Source organism: Pseudomonas fluorescens (genome assembly GCF_902497745.1).
In the GTDB taxonomy this organism is placed as follows: Bacteria; Pseudomonadota; Gammaproteobacteria; order Pseudomonadales; family Pseudomonadaceae; genus Aquipseudomonas; species Aquipseudomonas fluorescens_BM.
Genome location: NZ_CABVHJ010000002.1, coordinates 175118 through 190640, shown reverse-complemented (window position 1 = coordinate 190640; position 15523 = coordinate 175118). Strand labels below are relative to the sequence as shown.

At 56.1% G+C, this 15523-nt stretch carries 13 protein-coding genes; 5 read left to right on the top strand and 8 right to left on the bottom strand.

What is annotated here, in order from left to right:
- Window positions 1-309 precede the first annotated feature (309 nt).
- Complete coding sequence (locus F8N44_RS03555) at window positions 310-774, top strand: hypothetical protein (protein WP_150649332.1); 465 nt, start codon at window positions 310-312, stop codon at window positions 772-774.
- Between the two features lie 75 nt (window positions 775-849).
- Here F8N44_RS03555 and F8N44_RS03550 read toward each other — a convergent pair whose 3' ends face one another.
- The 6 genes from F8N44_RS03550 to F8N44_RS03525 all read right to left on the bottom strand — a co-directional run bounded on the left by F8N44_RS03550 (window position 850) and on the right by F8N44_RS03525 (window position 9589).
- Window positions 850-2478, bottom strand: coding sequence for a methyl-accepting chemotaxis protein (locus tag F8N44_RS03550; protein WP_150649331.1), 1629 nt, complete (start codon window positions 2476-2478; stop codon window positions 850-852).
- Window positions 2479-2593: 115 nt separating this feature from the next.
- Window positions 2594-3055 (bottom strand): hypothetical protein, encoded by a 462-nt coding sequence (locus tag F8N44_RS03545; RefSeq protein ID WP_150649330.1) that lies wholly within the window; start codon window positions 3053-3055, stop codon window positions 2594-2596.
- A 309-nt stretch (window positions 3056-3364) separates the two neighbouring features.
- The gene (locus F8N44_RS03540) at window positions 3365-3742 is read right to left on the bottom strand and encodes a type 1 fimbrial protein (protein WP_150649329.1); all 378 of its coding nucleotides are present in this window, start codon (window positions 3740-3742) and stop codon (window positions 3365-3367) included.
- A gap of 104 nt (window positions 3743-3846) precedes the next feature.
- A complete protein-coding gene (locus F8N44_RS03535; RefSeq protein ID WP_150649328.1) occupies window positions 3847-7479 on the bottom strand; it encodes a transporter substrate-binding domain-containing protein in 3633 nt (1210 codons plus the stop codon).
- A 7-nt stretch (window positions 7480-7486) separates the two neighbouring features.
- Window positions 7487-8194 carry a response regulator transcription factor gene (locus F8N44_RS03530; protein WP_150649576.1) on the bottom strand — a complete coding sequence of 236 codons (708 nt, stop codon included), beginning with the start codon at window positions 8192-8194 and terminating at the stop codon, window positions 7487-7489.
- A 174-nt stretch (window positions 8195-8368) separates the two neighbouring features.
- Window positions 8369-9589, bottom strand: a complete 1221-nt coding sequence (locus F8N44_RS03525; RefSeq protein WP_099759161.1) for an EAL domain-containing protein — start codon at window positions 9587-9589, stop codon at window positions 8369-8371.
- A 324-nt stretch (window positions 9590-9913) separates the two neighbouring features.
- Between F8N44_RS03525 and F8N44_RS03520 the strand changes: the two genes are divergently transcribed.
- The 4 genes from F8N44_RS03520 to F8N44_RS03505 all read left to right on the top strand — a co-directional run bounded on the left by F8N44_RS03520 (window position 9914) and on the right by F8N44_RS03505 (window position 14614).
- Complete coding sequence (locus F8N44_RS03520) at window positions 9914-10519, top strand: fimbrial protein (RefSeq protein ID WP_077572906.1); 606 nt, start codon at window positions 9914-9916, stop codon at window positions 10517-10519.
- A gap of 68 nt (window positions 10520-10587) precedes the next feature.
- Window positions 10588-11337: a molecular chaperone gene (locus F8N44_RS03515; protein WP_150649575.1), complete on the top strand. Its 750-nt coding sequence runs from the start codon at window positions 10588-10590 to the stop codon at window positions 11335-11337.
- Between the two features lie 197 nt (window positions 11338-11534).
- Window positions 11535-14003, top strand: coding sequence for a fimbria/pilus outer membrane usher protein (locus F8N44_RS03510; protein ID WP_412071501.1), 2469 nt, complete (start codon window positions 11535-11537; stop codon window positions 14001-14003).
- Between the two features lie 215 nt (window positions 14004-14218).
- Complete coding sequence (locus tag F8N44_RS03505) at window positions 14219-14614, top strand: hypothetical protein (protein ID WP_150649326.1); 396 nt, start codon at window positions 14219-14221, stop codon at window positions 14612-14614.
- Window positions 14615-14711: 97 nt separating this feature from the next.
- Here F8N44_RS03505 and F8N44_RS32010 read toward each other — a convergent pair whose 3' ends face one another.
- Together F8N44_RS32010 and F8N44_RS03500 are read right to left on the bottom strand one after the other, a co-directional pair.
- Window positions 14712-14843, bottom strand: a complete 132-nt coding sequence (locus F8N44_RS32010; RefSeq protein WP_086936038.1) for a hypothetical protein — start codon at window positions 14841-14843, stop codon at window positions 14712-14714.
- 147 nt (window positions 14844-14990) lie between these two features.
- Window positions 14991-15500 carry a nucleoside deaminase gene (locus F8N44_RS03500; RefSeq protein ID WP_008077533.1) on the bottom strand — a complete coding sequence of 170 codons (510 nt, stop codon included), beginning with the start codon at window positions 15498-15500 and terminating at the stop codon, window positions 14991-14993.
- Between the last annotated feature and the right edge of the window lie 23 nt (window positions 15501-15523).

Sequence of the window (15523 nt, the reverse complement as noted above, 5' to 3'; positions counted from 1 at the left end):
GGAGCGAAAAGATAATGAATAAATAACACTTGGGCAAAAGGTTTATTTATTCAACAACCAGACAATTCTCATAGACTTATAGCCAACTAGCTAAATTCGGAATATCTATAAAAGGCCAATTTGAAAACCATCCTTTACCAGCGAAAATAACCAACAACCAATTTAAGACTCGTCTTAAAGGCACAACGAAACTCTGCCATTACACTGACTTCTCTTGATAGGAGAAACGATTCCGTGAGAGCCCTCGACACCCTCAATAGCGCAAAACCCCAGAGCAACGCCGCCATCTACTGCCTGACGATTCTGGCATTGGCGCTGATCGCCATGACTGTGGTCGCCGGATACCAGCTCAATGAACTGTTTCCACTGAAGGCTGTGGTGCAGCAACAGGAGGTCCAGCTCACGCAGCGCGCCGATGCTATCCAGTCAATGAGCGCAGAACTCAAGCGTCTGGCAGAACAAAAGCAGGCCCTGGAAACCGACCTGGTTACTGCGAAGGAACAAGCGAAGGCCGCCGAGGCGGCAAAGACCGAACTCGAAAACACCCAACGCGCGGCGCAAACCAGCGCCGCTTTAGAGGACGAAGACTCACTGTGCGCGATCATCGAGCAAAATATCCGCCTCGTAGCGGATCAGCTCAGCCGCGACGACTTCTTTCGCTTGCGGGATGAGCGCGAAGCTGATGCTGAAGCCGTGCTGGAAAGCTATGAAAAACAACTCGCCCACTGCATTGAACAGCTGACGGCACAAACCGCATTGCCAACACAGAAATGAATCGGCACTCGTTGCGCAATACGATTGATCGCGGATCAAAAAAAGCCCTGATAATCAGGGCTTCCTGTTCACTCTTTACAGCTTGAATTCTCTGGTCAATTTATTCAGCGAGGCCGCCAATTGCGAAAGCTCCGCCGATGCAACCGCCGTCTGTTTCGAACCTTCTGCGGTTTCGCAAGACAGGTCGCGAATGCTGATAAGGCTTCGATCCACTTCGCGCGCAACCTGAGCCTGCTCTTCGGCAGCGGTCGCCATCAGCAGGTTTCGTTCATTGATAAGATTCAGAGAGCCAGTGATGTCGGTCAGCACTTCGCCGGCGATATTGGCCATCTCGAGTGTTCTTTCGGCCTGAGAGCGAGTGTGGCTCATGGACGTAACTGCCCTGCTGGTGCCCGACTGAATGGAGCTGACCATGGATTCAATGTCCTCGGTCGATTTCTGCGTACGCTGCGCCAGCCCTCTCACCTCATCTGCAACCACGGCAAAGCCACGGCCCGCCTCCCCCGCCCGCGCGGCTTCGATGGCCGCGTTCAAAGCGAGCAGATTGGTTTGTTCGGCGACTTCTCGGATCACGTCCAGCACGCTGCTGATATCGCTCGCCATCGTAGAAAGCGCCTGCACTTCTGCCGAGGTGCTATGCACGCTGGAAACCATCAGATTGATTGCCGCGACCGTTTCGCTGACCTGGGTTTTGCCGGCAATGGCTGCGGCGCTTGATTCCGACGTCAGTTGCGAGGTCGATGCGGCGTTGTCCGCAACCTGTTCCACCGCTGCACTCATTTCAGTCACGGCGGTGGCGGCCATTTCGATTTCATGACTCTGACGCTGAGTGATACGCGAAATATCTTCGGTAACGCCGTGCATGGCTTCCGAGGTTTCGGCCAACTGCGTGGACGAGTCACGGATCATGATCAGCGCATCACGCAAACTGGTTTGCATCGCCGCCAGTGACGACAGCATCTGCGCCGCCTCATCGGAACCATCCAGCGCGATGGTTTCGCTCAAATCGTTGGCGGCGATGCATTCGGCAACCCTCAGCGAGCCTGCAATCGGCACCGTCAGGCTGCGCGTGTACAACACTGCCAAGGCCAAGGAAGCACCGATGGCTATGACAATAAACACACTGACGATCAACAGCGTGTGTTCGTAGACATTGTCGGCCTGCTTGCCCGCTTCATAAGCTTCGATCTCGTTGAGCGCAATCAGCTTCTTGAGCGCGACCTGCACGCCGTCCGAGGCGGCACGCATCTGATTCTTTGACAGCGCAATGGCCGCTTCAAGCTGCCCTTTCGCCACGGTTTCAAGGTATTGGTCCTGCGCCTGATCATTGACCGCTTGTGCTTTGGCGAACGCCTCGAAGGCCTCACGCCCAGCGTCAGTTGCCAGCAGATCAATGAGCGCTCGTTGATGATTTTTGATCAGCTGACGCGATTGCTGAATGTCCATCAGGGCCTGAGCCTTGCGCTCAGGGGTTTCGATAGGGTTACGCAAACGGGCGTTATTGCCCTTGATTTCGATGAACTCGCGATCCAGTTGGCCGAGCAGCTTGATGCTTGGCACGATGGTCGTCTCGACATAGGTTTCTGCCTTGTTGAGCAAGTCGACTTGCTGCAAGGCGATCAATCCGATCGCGATAATCATGAGACAGAACAAGCCAAAACACAGCGCCGAACGCGGCGCGAGATTGAGTTTACGAAGCAGCATGATGCCTTACCTTAGAGTGTGTTCAAGACAATGGGGCAAACGAGTGGGCAGCACAGCAGGCGCTGGGAAATAGCACCTCAAAGCACAAGCGGATTACCGCGGGAAGGCGCAACAGCTAGCGGTTTGCGCCTGAAGGAAGCGTGGAATCGGATGAGGCCGGCTCCGCCAGTTCCTTGAGCGTCGGGTCGGCCAGCATCAGAAAATCCGCCAATCGCGGCAGATTGATTTTCGAGACCAGACGCATCCAGCGTTGCGGATGCGGGTTGAAGAAGGTCTTCGACCACTGATGATCATCACTGGGGTTGAAAATCAGCAGGTGACGAATCAGCGGGTTTTCCCCAAAAAAATCGAGCGGATCCATTGCCATCTCGCTGAGCAACTCGGCATTGACGACGACCAGGCTGAGCCGTTGGGGGCAGTAATACGTCAGTATTCTCAGGTCACGATAGGTGCATACGTTCACGACGCTGAGACAGCCCAGCTTGTTGAACTGCTGTTCAATCGACTGGCCTCTCCGCACGTCGTTATCGGCGATCAGGATCCGCAAGGATCGACTTCGGTTATTTTCAAGAAACATCGGACACCTTTGGCAGCTCCATTCTTCCTTTCAAGAAAATAACCAAGGGCCAACCTGTCCGATATGAGACTTGTCTCAAAATAACCACAGGATTCGCTGAACGAAAAGCACACCTTGACGACAAGCCTGCGCTAGCGCGGCGTGGCTTGGTTCAAGGTTATTGGAAGGAGGGATTTTGCAACGGTGGCGAGCGGCGCAATGCCAGAAGCGCGGGACGGTTGTGTACGAACCAGACAATTCTCATTATTAACGCCCCTTGTTGTCAGTAACCTTGAAACAAGGGGCGCAAACTCATTCTTTCTCAGTCCATCAAGGCAGCGTCAGCGTCACGACGTAATTGCCAGTCATTATCGGGTGGCCCTTGTTGTCCGTGAGCAGCAGGCGCTGGTCGTAATATTTTTCCTGCTCGTGGGTATCGGCAATCATCTTCACGAACACTTGCTGGCGCGGCTCACTCCGCCCTGCCGCACTGACGCTGGTCACCGAGAACATCTGACCGGTGCTCGCCTGCGGACAATCACGCAGCTCGACAGAAGCATGGCGGGTGCCACTCGCCGTGCAACTTGCCTCGACAATCCGTCCACTGAAGCGAATCACTCCGCTCACCGGTGCAGACTGGGCCGCGCTGACGGTGTCAAAACCCAGCAGGCAAAGACAGGCAATCAATAAAGGACGTCGAATGATCATCGCGAAACTCCATGGTTATTAACCAAGGTATCGCCCGTTGCAAAATGATCTTTAACGTCCCCCTTCAATACAAGGCCAGTCAGCAGGGCCCTGTGCCAATACGGTTACAGCTCGACCCGTTTTATTTTCTTGATCAGATCAGCCTGTGCATGCTCAAGCTTCAACGCGCTGCGATTGATATCCAGTGGATCGATGACCGGCGCTTCGCACTCGGCCTCAAGGTCGTTACACGCCTCGATGACCTGATGTTCGGCGACGATGCGCGCTGCGCCCTTGATCCGATGTGCCAGGTCAGCCAACAAACCGGGATCGCTTTCGGGTATCAGCGAATGCAGCTCCTCCAGATCCTTCTCGCAACTCGACAGCGCCTCGCGCAGCAGTTCTTTCATCATGTCGAGATCGCCTCCGGTGAGCTCGGTCAGACGCTCGCGAATCGATCCCAGCTCCTTGATACCCGCCGCAGGCGGGCTTTCAACTGGCTCGGTTTCGATATTCTTTTCCCAGCCGGCAAGCATGGTCGACAAGGTACTGAGGCTGATCGGTTTGAACAGACAGTCGTCCATCCCCGCCTCTCGGCATTTCACTTTTTCTTCCGGCTGTGCGTTGGCTGTGAAGCCCAAGACGATACACGGCGCGCCACCACTGTCGCGTTCGTCCTGGCGAATGGTGCGGGCCAGTTCATAGCCGTTCATGACCGGCATGTTGCAGTCCGTGATCACAATGTCGAACGGTTCCGAGCGCCACAACGCCAATGCCTGCGCTCCATCGGCAGCGTCACGCACCGCCTGGCCAAGAAAGCTGAGCTGCTGCGTCAGCAACAGGCGGTTGGCACTCTGGTCATCCACTACCAGAATCCGCAGCGTCGGCACTGGCTTGTCCTGGACAACCGAAACAGGCAGCACCTTGCCGCCGAGCGGACTGAGGATATTGAAGAACAGCGATACTTCCAGGCAGGTGCCTTTGCCCAGCGTACTGGTGATGTTCAGCCGCCCGCCCATCAACTCGCACAGCGAACGTGAAATCGCCAATCCCAGACCGGTACCGCCCCGGTTCGAGGGGCCGTGATTGGCTTGCGAAAACGGCTGGAACAGGTTCTGCAGATCGGCACTGGAAATGCCGATGCCGGTGTCCTCGACTTTCAAGTCGACCTGCAAACGTTCGTCAGCAAGGCGTTGGCCGCGAATCGAGACGCTGACATGCCCGGTATCGGTAAACTTGATGGCATTGCCGACCAGGTTCGAGAGCACCTGCTGGAAGCGCATCGGATCAACCAGGACGTCACAGCCGACAGTGGCGTCGATATCGAGCTTCAACACCAGACTCTTCTGCCTGGCCAGGCCGTCGAAGACCCGCGCTACGGATTCGACCAGTTCGCGCAGGTTGGCACGTTTGGGCGAAAGACTGACATGCCCAGACTCGATGCGAACCACATCGAGGATATCGCCGATCAGCTCCAGCAGGCCTTTGGCCGAGTCGTAGGCCACTTCAATCGCCGGTCGATCGAAGTGGCCCTGCTCGGCGCGCTTGAGTGTGAGTTCAAGCATGCCGATCACGGCGCTCATCGGCGTACGGATTTCGTGGCTCATGGTCGCCAGGAATGTGGTTTTGGCGCGGCTCGACTCATCGGCCAGCTCTTTCGCCGAACGCAACTCCTCGATCAGTTCGCGGCGTTCGCTGATGTCGATCCAGCCGCAGATCACGCCTCTGACTTCCCCCGTTGTGTCGTGATAAGGCTGAATCCAGTGATAAATGATCAGCCGCGTATCACCGACATGCAGCGTGCGATCCACCTCGTAAGGTTCGTCCCGCTCGATGACGCGCAGATAGTCATCGTGAAATTGCAACGCTTCCTGGCGATTGCGCTTGCCGCTTTCGAGCACGGTCTTGCCAATCACGTCCTTTTCCAACAGGCCAAACGTCTGCAGATAATTGTTATTGCAGGTGACAAGCCGACCTTCCCGATCGCGAACGTAAATGGGATGCGGCGTGCCGTTGATCAGCGCCCCCATGAACTTCAGTTGATCGCCGAGCAAGCGCTCTGCCCGACTGCGCTCGCGGATCTGCCGGCGAATATAGAAATTCCACGCCAGCGATCCGAGGATGATCAGGAATGCGCCAGCGCTGATCTGGTAGATCAACGTCTTGTAATCGCGCCATGACAGGCCCGAGAACGCAGCGATGGGGCGCCAACGGTTGAGAATCACGTCCAGCTCATCGGGTGGAATGCTCAGCAGGGCCTTGTTCAGAATGCTGACCAGTTCGGTATCGGCGCGTCGGGCGGCGAAGGCGAGGAAACCCTTGTTCATGCCGACGATGTTGGAGATGCGCAAACTGTCGCTGTAGATGTGAGCGATGTAGTAACGCGCACTGTGCAACGTGGTAATCATCGCGTCTGCTCGCCCGTCCTTCACGTCAGCCAGAGCGCCCAGCACGGTCTCGCTGTCGACAATTTCAATGTCGGGATAATCCTTGAGCAGCTCACGCTCCGCCGAGCTTTCGGGGACGGCGACACGCTTGCCGCGTAGCTCCTGCAGGCTTGAAGGCGCGCCAGCGTCCTTGGCGGTGACAATCACAAAGGGACTGGCAAGGAACGGGTGGGTGAAACGCATACCGACTTCACGGGAGACGGTTGGTGTCAGCAACGAGATATCGGCGCTGCCATCAAGCAGGCGCGTGCTCAAGCTGGAAAAGCTGTCGGTGCGCTCTACATCGATCTGCAAACCAGTGCGCCGCTGAATCAGCTCCAGCAGATCGGCGCCGATCCCGCCAAAATTGCCATCGCCATCAAAGAACGCAAATGGCGCCTGATCGTCATTGATCACGAACCGCGCGACCGGGTGCTGCTCAAGCCAGCGTTCTTCGCCGGGTGTCAGATCGATACGTTTGGGTGTCAGTGCCCCGCCACCACCGGACCAGCGCTTGGAGATTTCGGCTATCTTGCCCTCACCCATCGACTCAATGACCGAGTCGATCAGACGCAGCAATTGATCATTACCTCGGCGCAGGGCAAAGCTGAAACCGCTGGTTTGCGTTTTGACGAAAGAGTGCAGGCGCACATAGTTGAAGTAGTTGAGGTTGATCAGATAATTGCTGGACACCGTGTCGCCCATAAACAGATCGACTTTGCCAAAGGCCAGCGCAGCCAGTGCCAACTCGTTCGACGGAAAAAGCACGAATTCGGCGTTGGGATACAGCCCATGCAACTGACTGGATGGCAGGTAATCGTCGGCAACCGCAATACGCAAACCGGCCAGATTGGCCGGCATCGGTCGCCGATCATCGCCGCGCATGAACATCGCCGGCACGTCTTCGACATAAGGTTTGCTGAGCGTGACGAGGCCGTCGATCAACTCGAAACTGTTGGAGCTGCCCAACATGTCGATGTCGCCGCGTTCAAGCGCCGCCATGGCGTCGCGACGGTCAGGATAAGCCTTGACGGTAACTTCGACATGCAAGGCCTGGCCGATAATGCAGGCAATGTCGGCGGCAATCCCCTCATAACGCGTACCGCTTGCGGTCATGACATAGGGCGGAAAATCCGGAAGCGCCGATCCCAATACGAGGCTGCGTTTCTGCCGTAGCCAACTCCAGTCTTCATTGCCCAGATCGACTTGCACCTCCTTGCAGTCCGATCGACCGAACACCTGCAGAGTGCGCGGCTCTGCTGCCCACAACGACCCGCTACCGAATACGAAAAGCACACTGACGAGCAAAACACCGCGCAACAGATGAAACATAAGCGAGTTATCCCTGGTTGTCGGCTGTCAGGCTGTGCTGCAACTTGAACAGCTCTGCATCACCACGAATGCCAAGCTTTTTGAAAGCGGCCTGTTTTTGCCCACTGATGGTTTTGCGACTGCGCGAGAACTTCAAAGCGATCTGCGTCACCCCCATGCCCTCAAGGCAGCAGCGCAAGACTTCTTTCTCCTTCGGCGACAACAAAGGATTGCTCAGAAAATCGTCGCTGTGCGCCGCGCCGTCATCATTGGCACCAGCAGGCTCATCGACCGATACAGGCAGCACATCAAGTTCGAAGGCCATTGCCGGCGACAGGTACAACTGGCCGGACGCTGCGCAGCGGATGCCCGTGATCAGGTCATCGACTGGCTGGGACTTGCCGAAGAATCCGCTGACGCCCGCTCCGATCGCCATGTTTACTACTGCCGGGCGCTCTTCGGAGGATGAGACGAGGATGCGCATGTCTGGATATTGCTTGCGCAGCAGACGAATCAGATTAAGCCCGTCCAACTCGCCATCGTGCAGCTTGTAGTCGAGTATCAGCAGGTCGATTTCGACCTCGCGCAATCCAGCGAGCAACTGCGCGCTGCTCGCGTACACGCCCACGACATTGAACTCGGCTTCGCGCGTCAGCCGCGATTTCATCGCCAGACGTATGAGCGAGTGATCATCAAGGATGGCAACGCGTAACGGATTCACGACTGACCAATGCATGAACAGCTCCATGATGAGGAGGGTTGAAGGATCATCAGCACTTGGCAACCGCAGCCGATCCCGGGCATCACCGAAGCTTTCAGGTGCATCTGATTGATTTCTCGGCACATGATGATTGTTTTGAAGACGTGAAGAAATAGGGCTTTGTCCCAAAAGTCAGACCGCGCGCGCGGATCAAAGGTCGGACGTGCCTATTGCCCGGCGCCAGGACGATTTTTGCCCCTCAAAACGCCAATCGACCAGGTGCGCCCAATTCATGGGTCGAGCATAGAAGAAGCCCTGCCCCCACTGGCAACCAAGTCGAGCCAGGTGATGGACCTGATCTGCGGTTTCAATGCCTTCTGCGACCACTCGCATGTCCAGCTCGCGCGCCAGGGCCAGTGCACCGTGGATAACCGCACTGTAGCGAGCCTGCTGGAAATTCTGCACGAAACCGGCGTCGAGTTTGATTTCGTTGAACGGCATCTGACACAGTCGCTCCAGCGAAGAGTAGCCGACACCGAAATCATCGATCGCCAGGCTGAAGCCGAGCATGCGCAGACGCACCATGTTTTCCATGCTGATCTCGGGCATCTGCAGCAGACCGGTTTCCGTCAGCTCGAATATGAGCCCGGCTGGCGAGGCGCCGTGAATGCGCAACAGCGCCTTGATCCGGTCGACGAGATTCGGGTTGGCCATCTGCGTGACGTCGAGATTGAAGGCGAGCTTGAACGGCTTGCCGTGGGACTGCACAAAACGCTGCAGACTCAGCCCTTGCGTGAGCAGGCTGAAAAACATTTCGTCGAGCAGTCCGCAACGCTCGATCGTTGGCAGAAACATACCCGGTGAAAGCAGCCCGCGACTGGGGCTTTGCCAGCGCACCAGTACCTCGGCGCCATCCACCTCACCACTGCGCAGATGAAACTTGGGCTGGAAGTACGCGCGAAATTCCTGCCGGCGTATCGCTTCCAGTACTTCGTTCTCCGTAGGCTGATCGAGATGACTTTCCGCGAGTTTGGCATCGACCTGGCTGTGCGGCCGATAGCGAGCCAGCAATGGCGCCAGCACATCGACCATCAACGGCTTTGCGACACTGCCGAGTAATTCCAGGCCCTGCAACGTGACAATTCGATCGACCGTGCGCAACAAGTCTTCAGGCAATGAACTGCAGATGATCACTGCGCGAATCAATCCGGCCTCTCTCGCCAGGCGCAAAAAGGTCAAGCCATCCATCCCGGCCATGCTCAAATCACACAACGCAACGTCCACACCTCCTGCCTGGGAGATCACAGCCAGCGCATCCTTTCCGTCAGCTGCCTGAAAGATATTTTTGTAACCCAGACTATTAAGCGCGCTGACCGCAGCCGTGCGCTGGAAGGCGTGATCTTCCAATACCAATATACGAAGCGTGTTCACAAACCGGGAACCTCTTTCTATCAGCCATTAATAGCAAAAAAGTCTGAATTATCTTTCAAGCAGAAAGACCGTTCACAAACTTTGCATTGACTGAGAATTTCTGCGTCCGCGAATACTAACCAGACAGAGCCCGTGCGACTTTGAGAATTGTCTCATTTAGTCCGCCATACAATTGACTGAAAATATAAACACGCACTTCCGATATTGCTGAATAACTCGCACTTGCCACGCTTTAAGACAAATCTCAAAGACCCACCGCCATCACCGACCTAAGATGGCCAGGCATTTCAAATGCAGCACTTCACAATAACTTCGGATATAAACATGAAAAAGTTCGCTTTCGCAGTACTCACTCTTTCCGTACTGGCTGCCTCCACTGGCGCACTGGCTGCAGAAGAAGCCGCTAAAGCCGTCAAGGGCGGCAGCGGTCAAATCAGTTTCACCGGCGTCATCAACAACGACGCGTGCTCGGTAGATGGCGCTTCGGGTAACGACAAGATGATCGCTGTGGACATGGGCAGCGTATCGATCAAAGACATGGGCACCGATTCTGCCCCGGGTGCTGGTCGCGTGGCTGCCAACGATTTCAACCTGAAAGTGAACTGCAACGCCGGCACCAAGGTGTCGATGCTGTTCAAACCAACCGTCAACGGCGGTTCGGGCCTGGTTGATGGCAAGAAAGTTCTCAAGCTGCAAGGTACTGATGCGGCCAAAGGCGTAGGTATCGCGCTGCTGGACAGCAACGGCCAGTTGATCGACCTGAGCTCCGAAGCCACAGCCAAAGTACAGACCAGCCTGACTGGCGACGGCACCACTGGCGGCGACGGCACCCTGTCCTTCGCAGCCGCTTACGTCACCACCGGCGACAAGACCACCGCTACTGCAGGTACCGGTAACGCCACTCTGCCGTTCGTTCTCGAATACGAATAAGCAGCGCGTAATACCTGGACGGGGCCGCTGTGCCTCGTCCTTCCCCACCAGATCAATCGGTGAAAACTATGTTAAGTCGCTATTTTCCGCTGTGCCTGGGGCTTGCCGGGGTGTTGATGACGCACTCGGCATTCGCCAGCATCTCCTTGAGTTCCACCCGGATCATTTTCGATGGCGCGCACAAAGAGGCAAACGTCACCGTGCGCAACGGCGGGCAAACCATCCTGGCGCAATCGTGGCTGGATGCCGGCGACACGGCTGGCAGCGCGCCGCCATTTGCGGTGACTCCACCGCTGGCCCGACTCGAACCCAATCAACAGCAACTGTTGAGGATTCTGTATGAAGGCCGCGGCATGCCTGCGGACAAAGAGTCAGTGGTGTGGCTGAACGTGCAGGAAATCCCTCAGGCCAGTGCTGCCGACGTCAATACGCTGCAACTGGCGGTACGTCAGCGCATCAAGGTTTTTTTCCGCCCGAACGGACTCACCGGTGACGCCGCGCAAGCGCCGGAGCAACTGGTATGGCAACTGGTCACGCAAGCTGGCAAGTCGGTACTGAAAGTTAAAAATCAAAGCAATTACCACGTATCGCTAGCCGACCTGAAAGTCGCTGCAGGAAAAAAAGCAGAGTTGGTGATTGATTCGACGATGATCGTTCCCGGCGAAGTTCGTTCATTCAACTTGAAAGAGTTGCCACCTGGATCTCCGCACCTGACTTTTTCAGCCATTAATGATTACGGCGCACAACAACGATTCGATGCACCACTGAGCGCTACCGAAAGTCATGCCGAGCGCGTGAAAGATGCATCCGCCCAATAACTTCCCCGCCCCACCCCGCCAATTTACAAGCTATTTACGAGTTCCGGACTCCGGTTGAAGCAACACGGACTGATAAGGCAAATTGCATGTTTTCCTCCCAACACCACACATCTTCAAGTTGTGTAAAGCATCACGTTGCGCGCCATAAAAACAAACCGGCGTTGGGCTGCCTGCATCCATTGTGCTTTGCCATCAATATGGCCATTTGTGGATTCGCCATGGGTGCCGAAGCTCCCGCCGCGGTAGCGGGTGAAGCGTTCAATACCTTGTTTCTGGAAGGTTCATCGGCGGTCGATCTGCAGCCTTTGTTGAATGCCAACAGCGTTCTGCCTGGCCGATATCGCGTTGACGTTTTCAGCAACGGCACGCTGGTCGGTCGTCGCGACGTTGATTTCGCGGCCAACCCGCTCAACGGCAAAGTCGAGCCACGTATCACCCTGGAATTGTTACAGCAGCTGGGTGTGGACATGCGCAAACTGCGTGAGCAAGGTCTGGTTGATGAGCAACGGCCTGCCGATCACTACGATCTTGCGTCGATGATCGAGCAAGCCAGTATCAGTTTTGACGCCAACCGCCTGCGCCTCAATATCAGCGTGCCGCAGGTTGCTATGGCACGCGGCATGCGCGGCTATGTTGACCCAGAGCTTTGGGACGATGGCGTGGCCGCCGGATTCATCAACTATCAGTTGAGCAGCACCCGCAGCAAAACCGATTACTCGACGCAAATCTCCAATAATCTGGGGCTGCGCAACGGCATCAACTTCGGTGCCTGGCGTTTGCGTAACGAGTCCAACCTGAGCAGTGCCACCGGCCGGCCCAATCGGTTTGTCAGCAACCGTACGTTCATCCAGCGCGACCTCACGGCGATCAAGGGGCAACTGAGCGCGGGTGAAATCTTTTCCGACTCAGACCTGTTCGACAGCGTGCGCTATCAAGGCGTCAAGGTGGCCTCTGATGAGGGCATGCGTGCAGACAGCGAGCGCGGCTATGCGCCGATCATTCGTGGCGTGGCTGAAACCAATGCGAAGATCGAGGTCCGCCAGGATAACTACATTCTTTACACCACCAACGTGCCGCCGGGGCCGTTCGAGATCAGTGATATCTATCCATCGGGCTCCAATGGCGATCTGGAGATCACCATTGTCGAGGCGGATGGTCGGCGCAAGGTCACCCGGCAGGCGTTCTCCGCCCTGCCGACGATGGTGCGTGAGGGACAGTTGAAGTACAGCCTGTCGAGCGGCAAATTCAACAACAACAGCGAGGGCTACGACAAACCGGCCTTCCTGGGCGGCACTTTCGCCTACGGCTTGACCAGCAACCTGACAGGCATTGCCGGCATTCAGGCCAGCAATGGTTTCAAGGCGCTTTCCGTCGGTGCGGCGAAGAACACTTCGATTGGCGCGATGTCGCTGGACGTCACGCAATCGTCCAGCAAGGCGTTCGGTAAAACGACCCAGGGCAGCAGCGTGCGCGCGCTCTATGCAAAGACCTTCACCGGCACCGATACCAGCTTCACCCTCGCCGCCTATCGTTATTCCACCGAGGGTTACCGCACGCTGACCGACCACGTTCAGGACACCAGCACCGGCGCTACACGGCGCGCAGGTAACGCCAAAACCCGTACCGACCTCACGGTCAACCAGACCCTGGGCGAAGCGCGCCAGTACGGCTCGCTGTACTTGAATGCCAGTGATCAGCGCTATTGGGATCGCGGTGGCTCGCGCAGCTTCTCCGCCGGTTACAACAACAATTGGCGCGACCTGAACTACAACATCAGCTTGAGTAAAACCGAGGAGTTCGGCGCACGCGGTGACACCACTCACGACACCCAATTGAGCGTTTCGATCTCATTCCCGCTCGGATCGACACCTCGCGCGCCTCGCGCCTATATTTCCAGCAATCATCAAAACACCGGCACCAGTACGCAAGCCGGGATCAATGGTTATCTGACTGAAGACAGTGACACCTACTACTCCGTACAGACCGGGCGCAGTGTGCAAGGTGATCGCTCCGGCTCGCTTAGCCTGAGTACCCGTACAGCGATGGGTGATCTGGGATTGGGCTACAGCCGAGGCAGCGGTTATGAATCACAGAACCTGAGCGCGGCCGGATCGATCGTGGCCCACGCGGGGGGAATCAACATGGGCCAGACCGTCGGCGAAACATTCGCAATGGTGGAAGTGCCTGGCATGTCAGGGGTAGAAGTCAGCAGCTACTCCGGCGTGAAAACCGGCCTCAACGGCTATGCCGTCCTTCCAAACGCACAGCCCTATCGCGTGAATTGGGTGACACTGGACACACGAAATCTCGGCGGTGACATAGAACTGGACAACGCCACTCAACAACTCGTACCGAGACGAGGTTCAATAGTGCTCGCGCGCTTCGAGGACAGCAAAGGTCGACGGATCCAGTTCGAACTCTACGATGCCGAGGGCAACCCCCTCCCATTCGGAGCGGTATTGATGGATGCCGATGGTAAACAACTGGCACTTTCCGACCCCACCGGCAAGGCGTTAGCGCTTGTTACCAAAGATCAAGGCATCATCACAATCAAGTGGCAGGGTAAAAGTTGCCCCGCCCCTTACAAGCTTCCAGAAAGACTGAAGGATTTGAATTATGAGCATTACCGGCTTTCTTGCTCTACCAGCGTAGACACATCGAAATAACACGTTCAATTCGTCAATCTTCAACATCAAGGCTCTGATTTATTCAGAGCCTTGTCGTTTCTGCGCGTCTAGCCATGGCGCACAAAAACAAGACAATTCCTATATCCACACGCAGAAGGCTCATTACCATAAAAGGCGTAGTGAGCATTCACGCGCAACCGTGTGAGATCAATAGCCCCAACGCCCTATAGGCGAGAAAGCCAAGAGAATTAGCCATGCCAAAAATCAGCGCAATTAGCGTAACCATCGATAAGAAAAAACCAGAGAACAACCAACACATAAAATCAGATTCGCAAAACCGTCTATCACTTACGAAGAAAACCACAAGCGACGACAAGATTAGAATTGATTCCAGCGAAGAAGGTGTTAATACGGTCAAACAGCCTATTAGTGCAGTCGAGCTCATAAAAAAACAAATTGCCGAGATACAGCAGCAACTTGCAACTCGCAAAGCAGAGCTGGCTAAAACCGAAAGAATGAATATGCCAGAAGAAGAGAAGGCTCAAAGAACAGTCGAGATTCAAAATCAGATTTCTGTATGCGCTGGCAACCTCCACGCGCTGCAGGCAACATTGATCCAAATGACACTCAGCGTTGACACACACGCTTGAAATCCCCGCCGATGGCCGCACTGGCACGGGCCAACGCCTCATGGCGCGTCGCAAAGCGACGCGCCGAAGGTACGTGGCCCGAGCCAGTGCCTACCCATCAGCAGCTGCCGGGCGGGATGCCTTCCTTGTTAAAATCCTTGAGGCGCTTTTGCTCTTCCTCTGTGGAATGCGCCGGCGTCGATTGATCCGGTACTTCTTCCTCTGGAAATTGTGCTGTTTCTTCAGTCATTGCTTTGCCCTCGTTCTGGTTACTCATTCGGCATCGGCCGAGGGCTGGCAGTTCCAAACTTCGCACCTTCTCCCTCTCGGCGAACAAGTGCTCTTACGTCTCTGGATAGCACAACCTCACACCATTCGAGCTTCGCTGCAAAGCTGGTTACGACCAAAAACCCTTGTGCGGCTCAGCCGCCTCGCCCTCCAGCATCGGCCCCAACACACTGACCTTGCGCTGTCCCTTGGCGAACACCTCGCGGCATGGCAGCGAGAACGTCGGGTTCTCCGGATGGTCGCCCGTCAACCCAAGCAGCGCATGCTCCGACAAGGCATAAACCACCCGCCCGATCCCCGTCCAGTACACCGCGCCGGCACACATGCAGCAAGGTTCGGCGCTGGTGTACAGCGTGCACAGTTCCAGCTCTTGCGGTGACAGCAGCTTGGCCGCTGCGGCGGCCGCCACCAACTCCGCATGCTGAGTTGGATCACCTTCCGGCGGCATCGAGTTGTTCCCCGCTTCGACAATCACCTTGCCGTTGCGATCGGCCACCAATGCCGCGAATGGATGGCGGCCGCGTTGTTTCGATGCCTCGGACAAGGCGATGGTCTGGCGCAGCAAGGTCAGATCAAGCTCGCTGACGCCGGCCGGGATGAGCTGAGTGAATTGATTCATGGGTAACTCCTGGGCAGTGGAAA

What these genes read in the sequence shown, in the direction of transcription:
- F8N44_RS03520 (WP_077572906.1), top strand. Translation starts at nt 9,914, where the DNA reads ATGAAAAAGTTCGCTTTCGCAGTACTCACTCTTTCCGTACTGGCTGCC.
- F8N44_RS03500 (WP_008077533.1), bottom strand. Translation starts at nt 15,500, where the DNA reads ATGAATCAATTCACTCAGCTCATCCCGGCCGGCGTCAGCGAGCTTGAT.
- F8N44_RS03550 (WP_150649331.1), bottom strand. Translation starts at nt 2,478, where the DNA reads ATGCTGCTTCGTAAACTCAATCTCGCGCCGCGTTCGGCGCTGTGTTTT.
- F8N44_RS03505 (WP_150649326.1), top strand. Translation starts at nt 14,219, where the DNA reads ATGCCAAAAATCAGCGCAATTAGCGTAACCATCGATAAGAAAAAACCA.
- F8N44_RS03510 (WP_412071501.1), top strand. Translation starts at nt 11,535, where the DNA reads ATGGCCATTTGTGGATTCGCCATGGGTGCCGAAGCTCCCGCCGCGGTA.
- F8N44_RS32010 (WP_086936038.1), bottom strand. Translation starts at nt 14,843, where the DNA reads ATGACTGAAGAAACAGCACAATTTCCAGAGGAAGAAGTACCGGATCAA.
- F8N44_RS03515 (WP_150649575.1), top strand. Translation starts at nt 10,588, where the DNA reads ATGTTAAGTCGCTATTTTCCGCTGTGCCTGGGGCTTGCCGGGGTGTTG.
- F8N44_RS03540 (WP_150649329.1), bottom strand. Translation starts at nt 3,742, where the DNA reads ATGATCATTCGACGTCCTTTATTGATTGCCTGTCTTTGCCTGCTGGGT.
- F8N44_RS03535 (WP_150649328.1), bottom strand. Translation starts at nt 7,479, where the DNA reads ATGTTTCATCTGTTGCGCGGTGTTTTGCTCGTCAGTGTGCTTTTCGTA.
- F8N44_RS03530 (WP_150649576.1), bottom strand. Translation starts at nt 8,194, where the DNA reads ATGCATTGGTCAGTCGTGAATCCGTTACGCGTTGCCATCCTTGATGAT.
- F8N44_RS03545 (WP_150649330.1), bottom strand. Translation starts at nt 3,055, where the DNA reads ATGTTTCTTGAAAATAACCGAAGTCGATCCTTGCGGATCCTGATCGCC.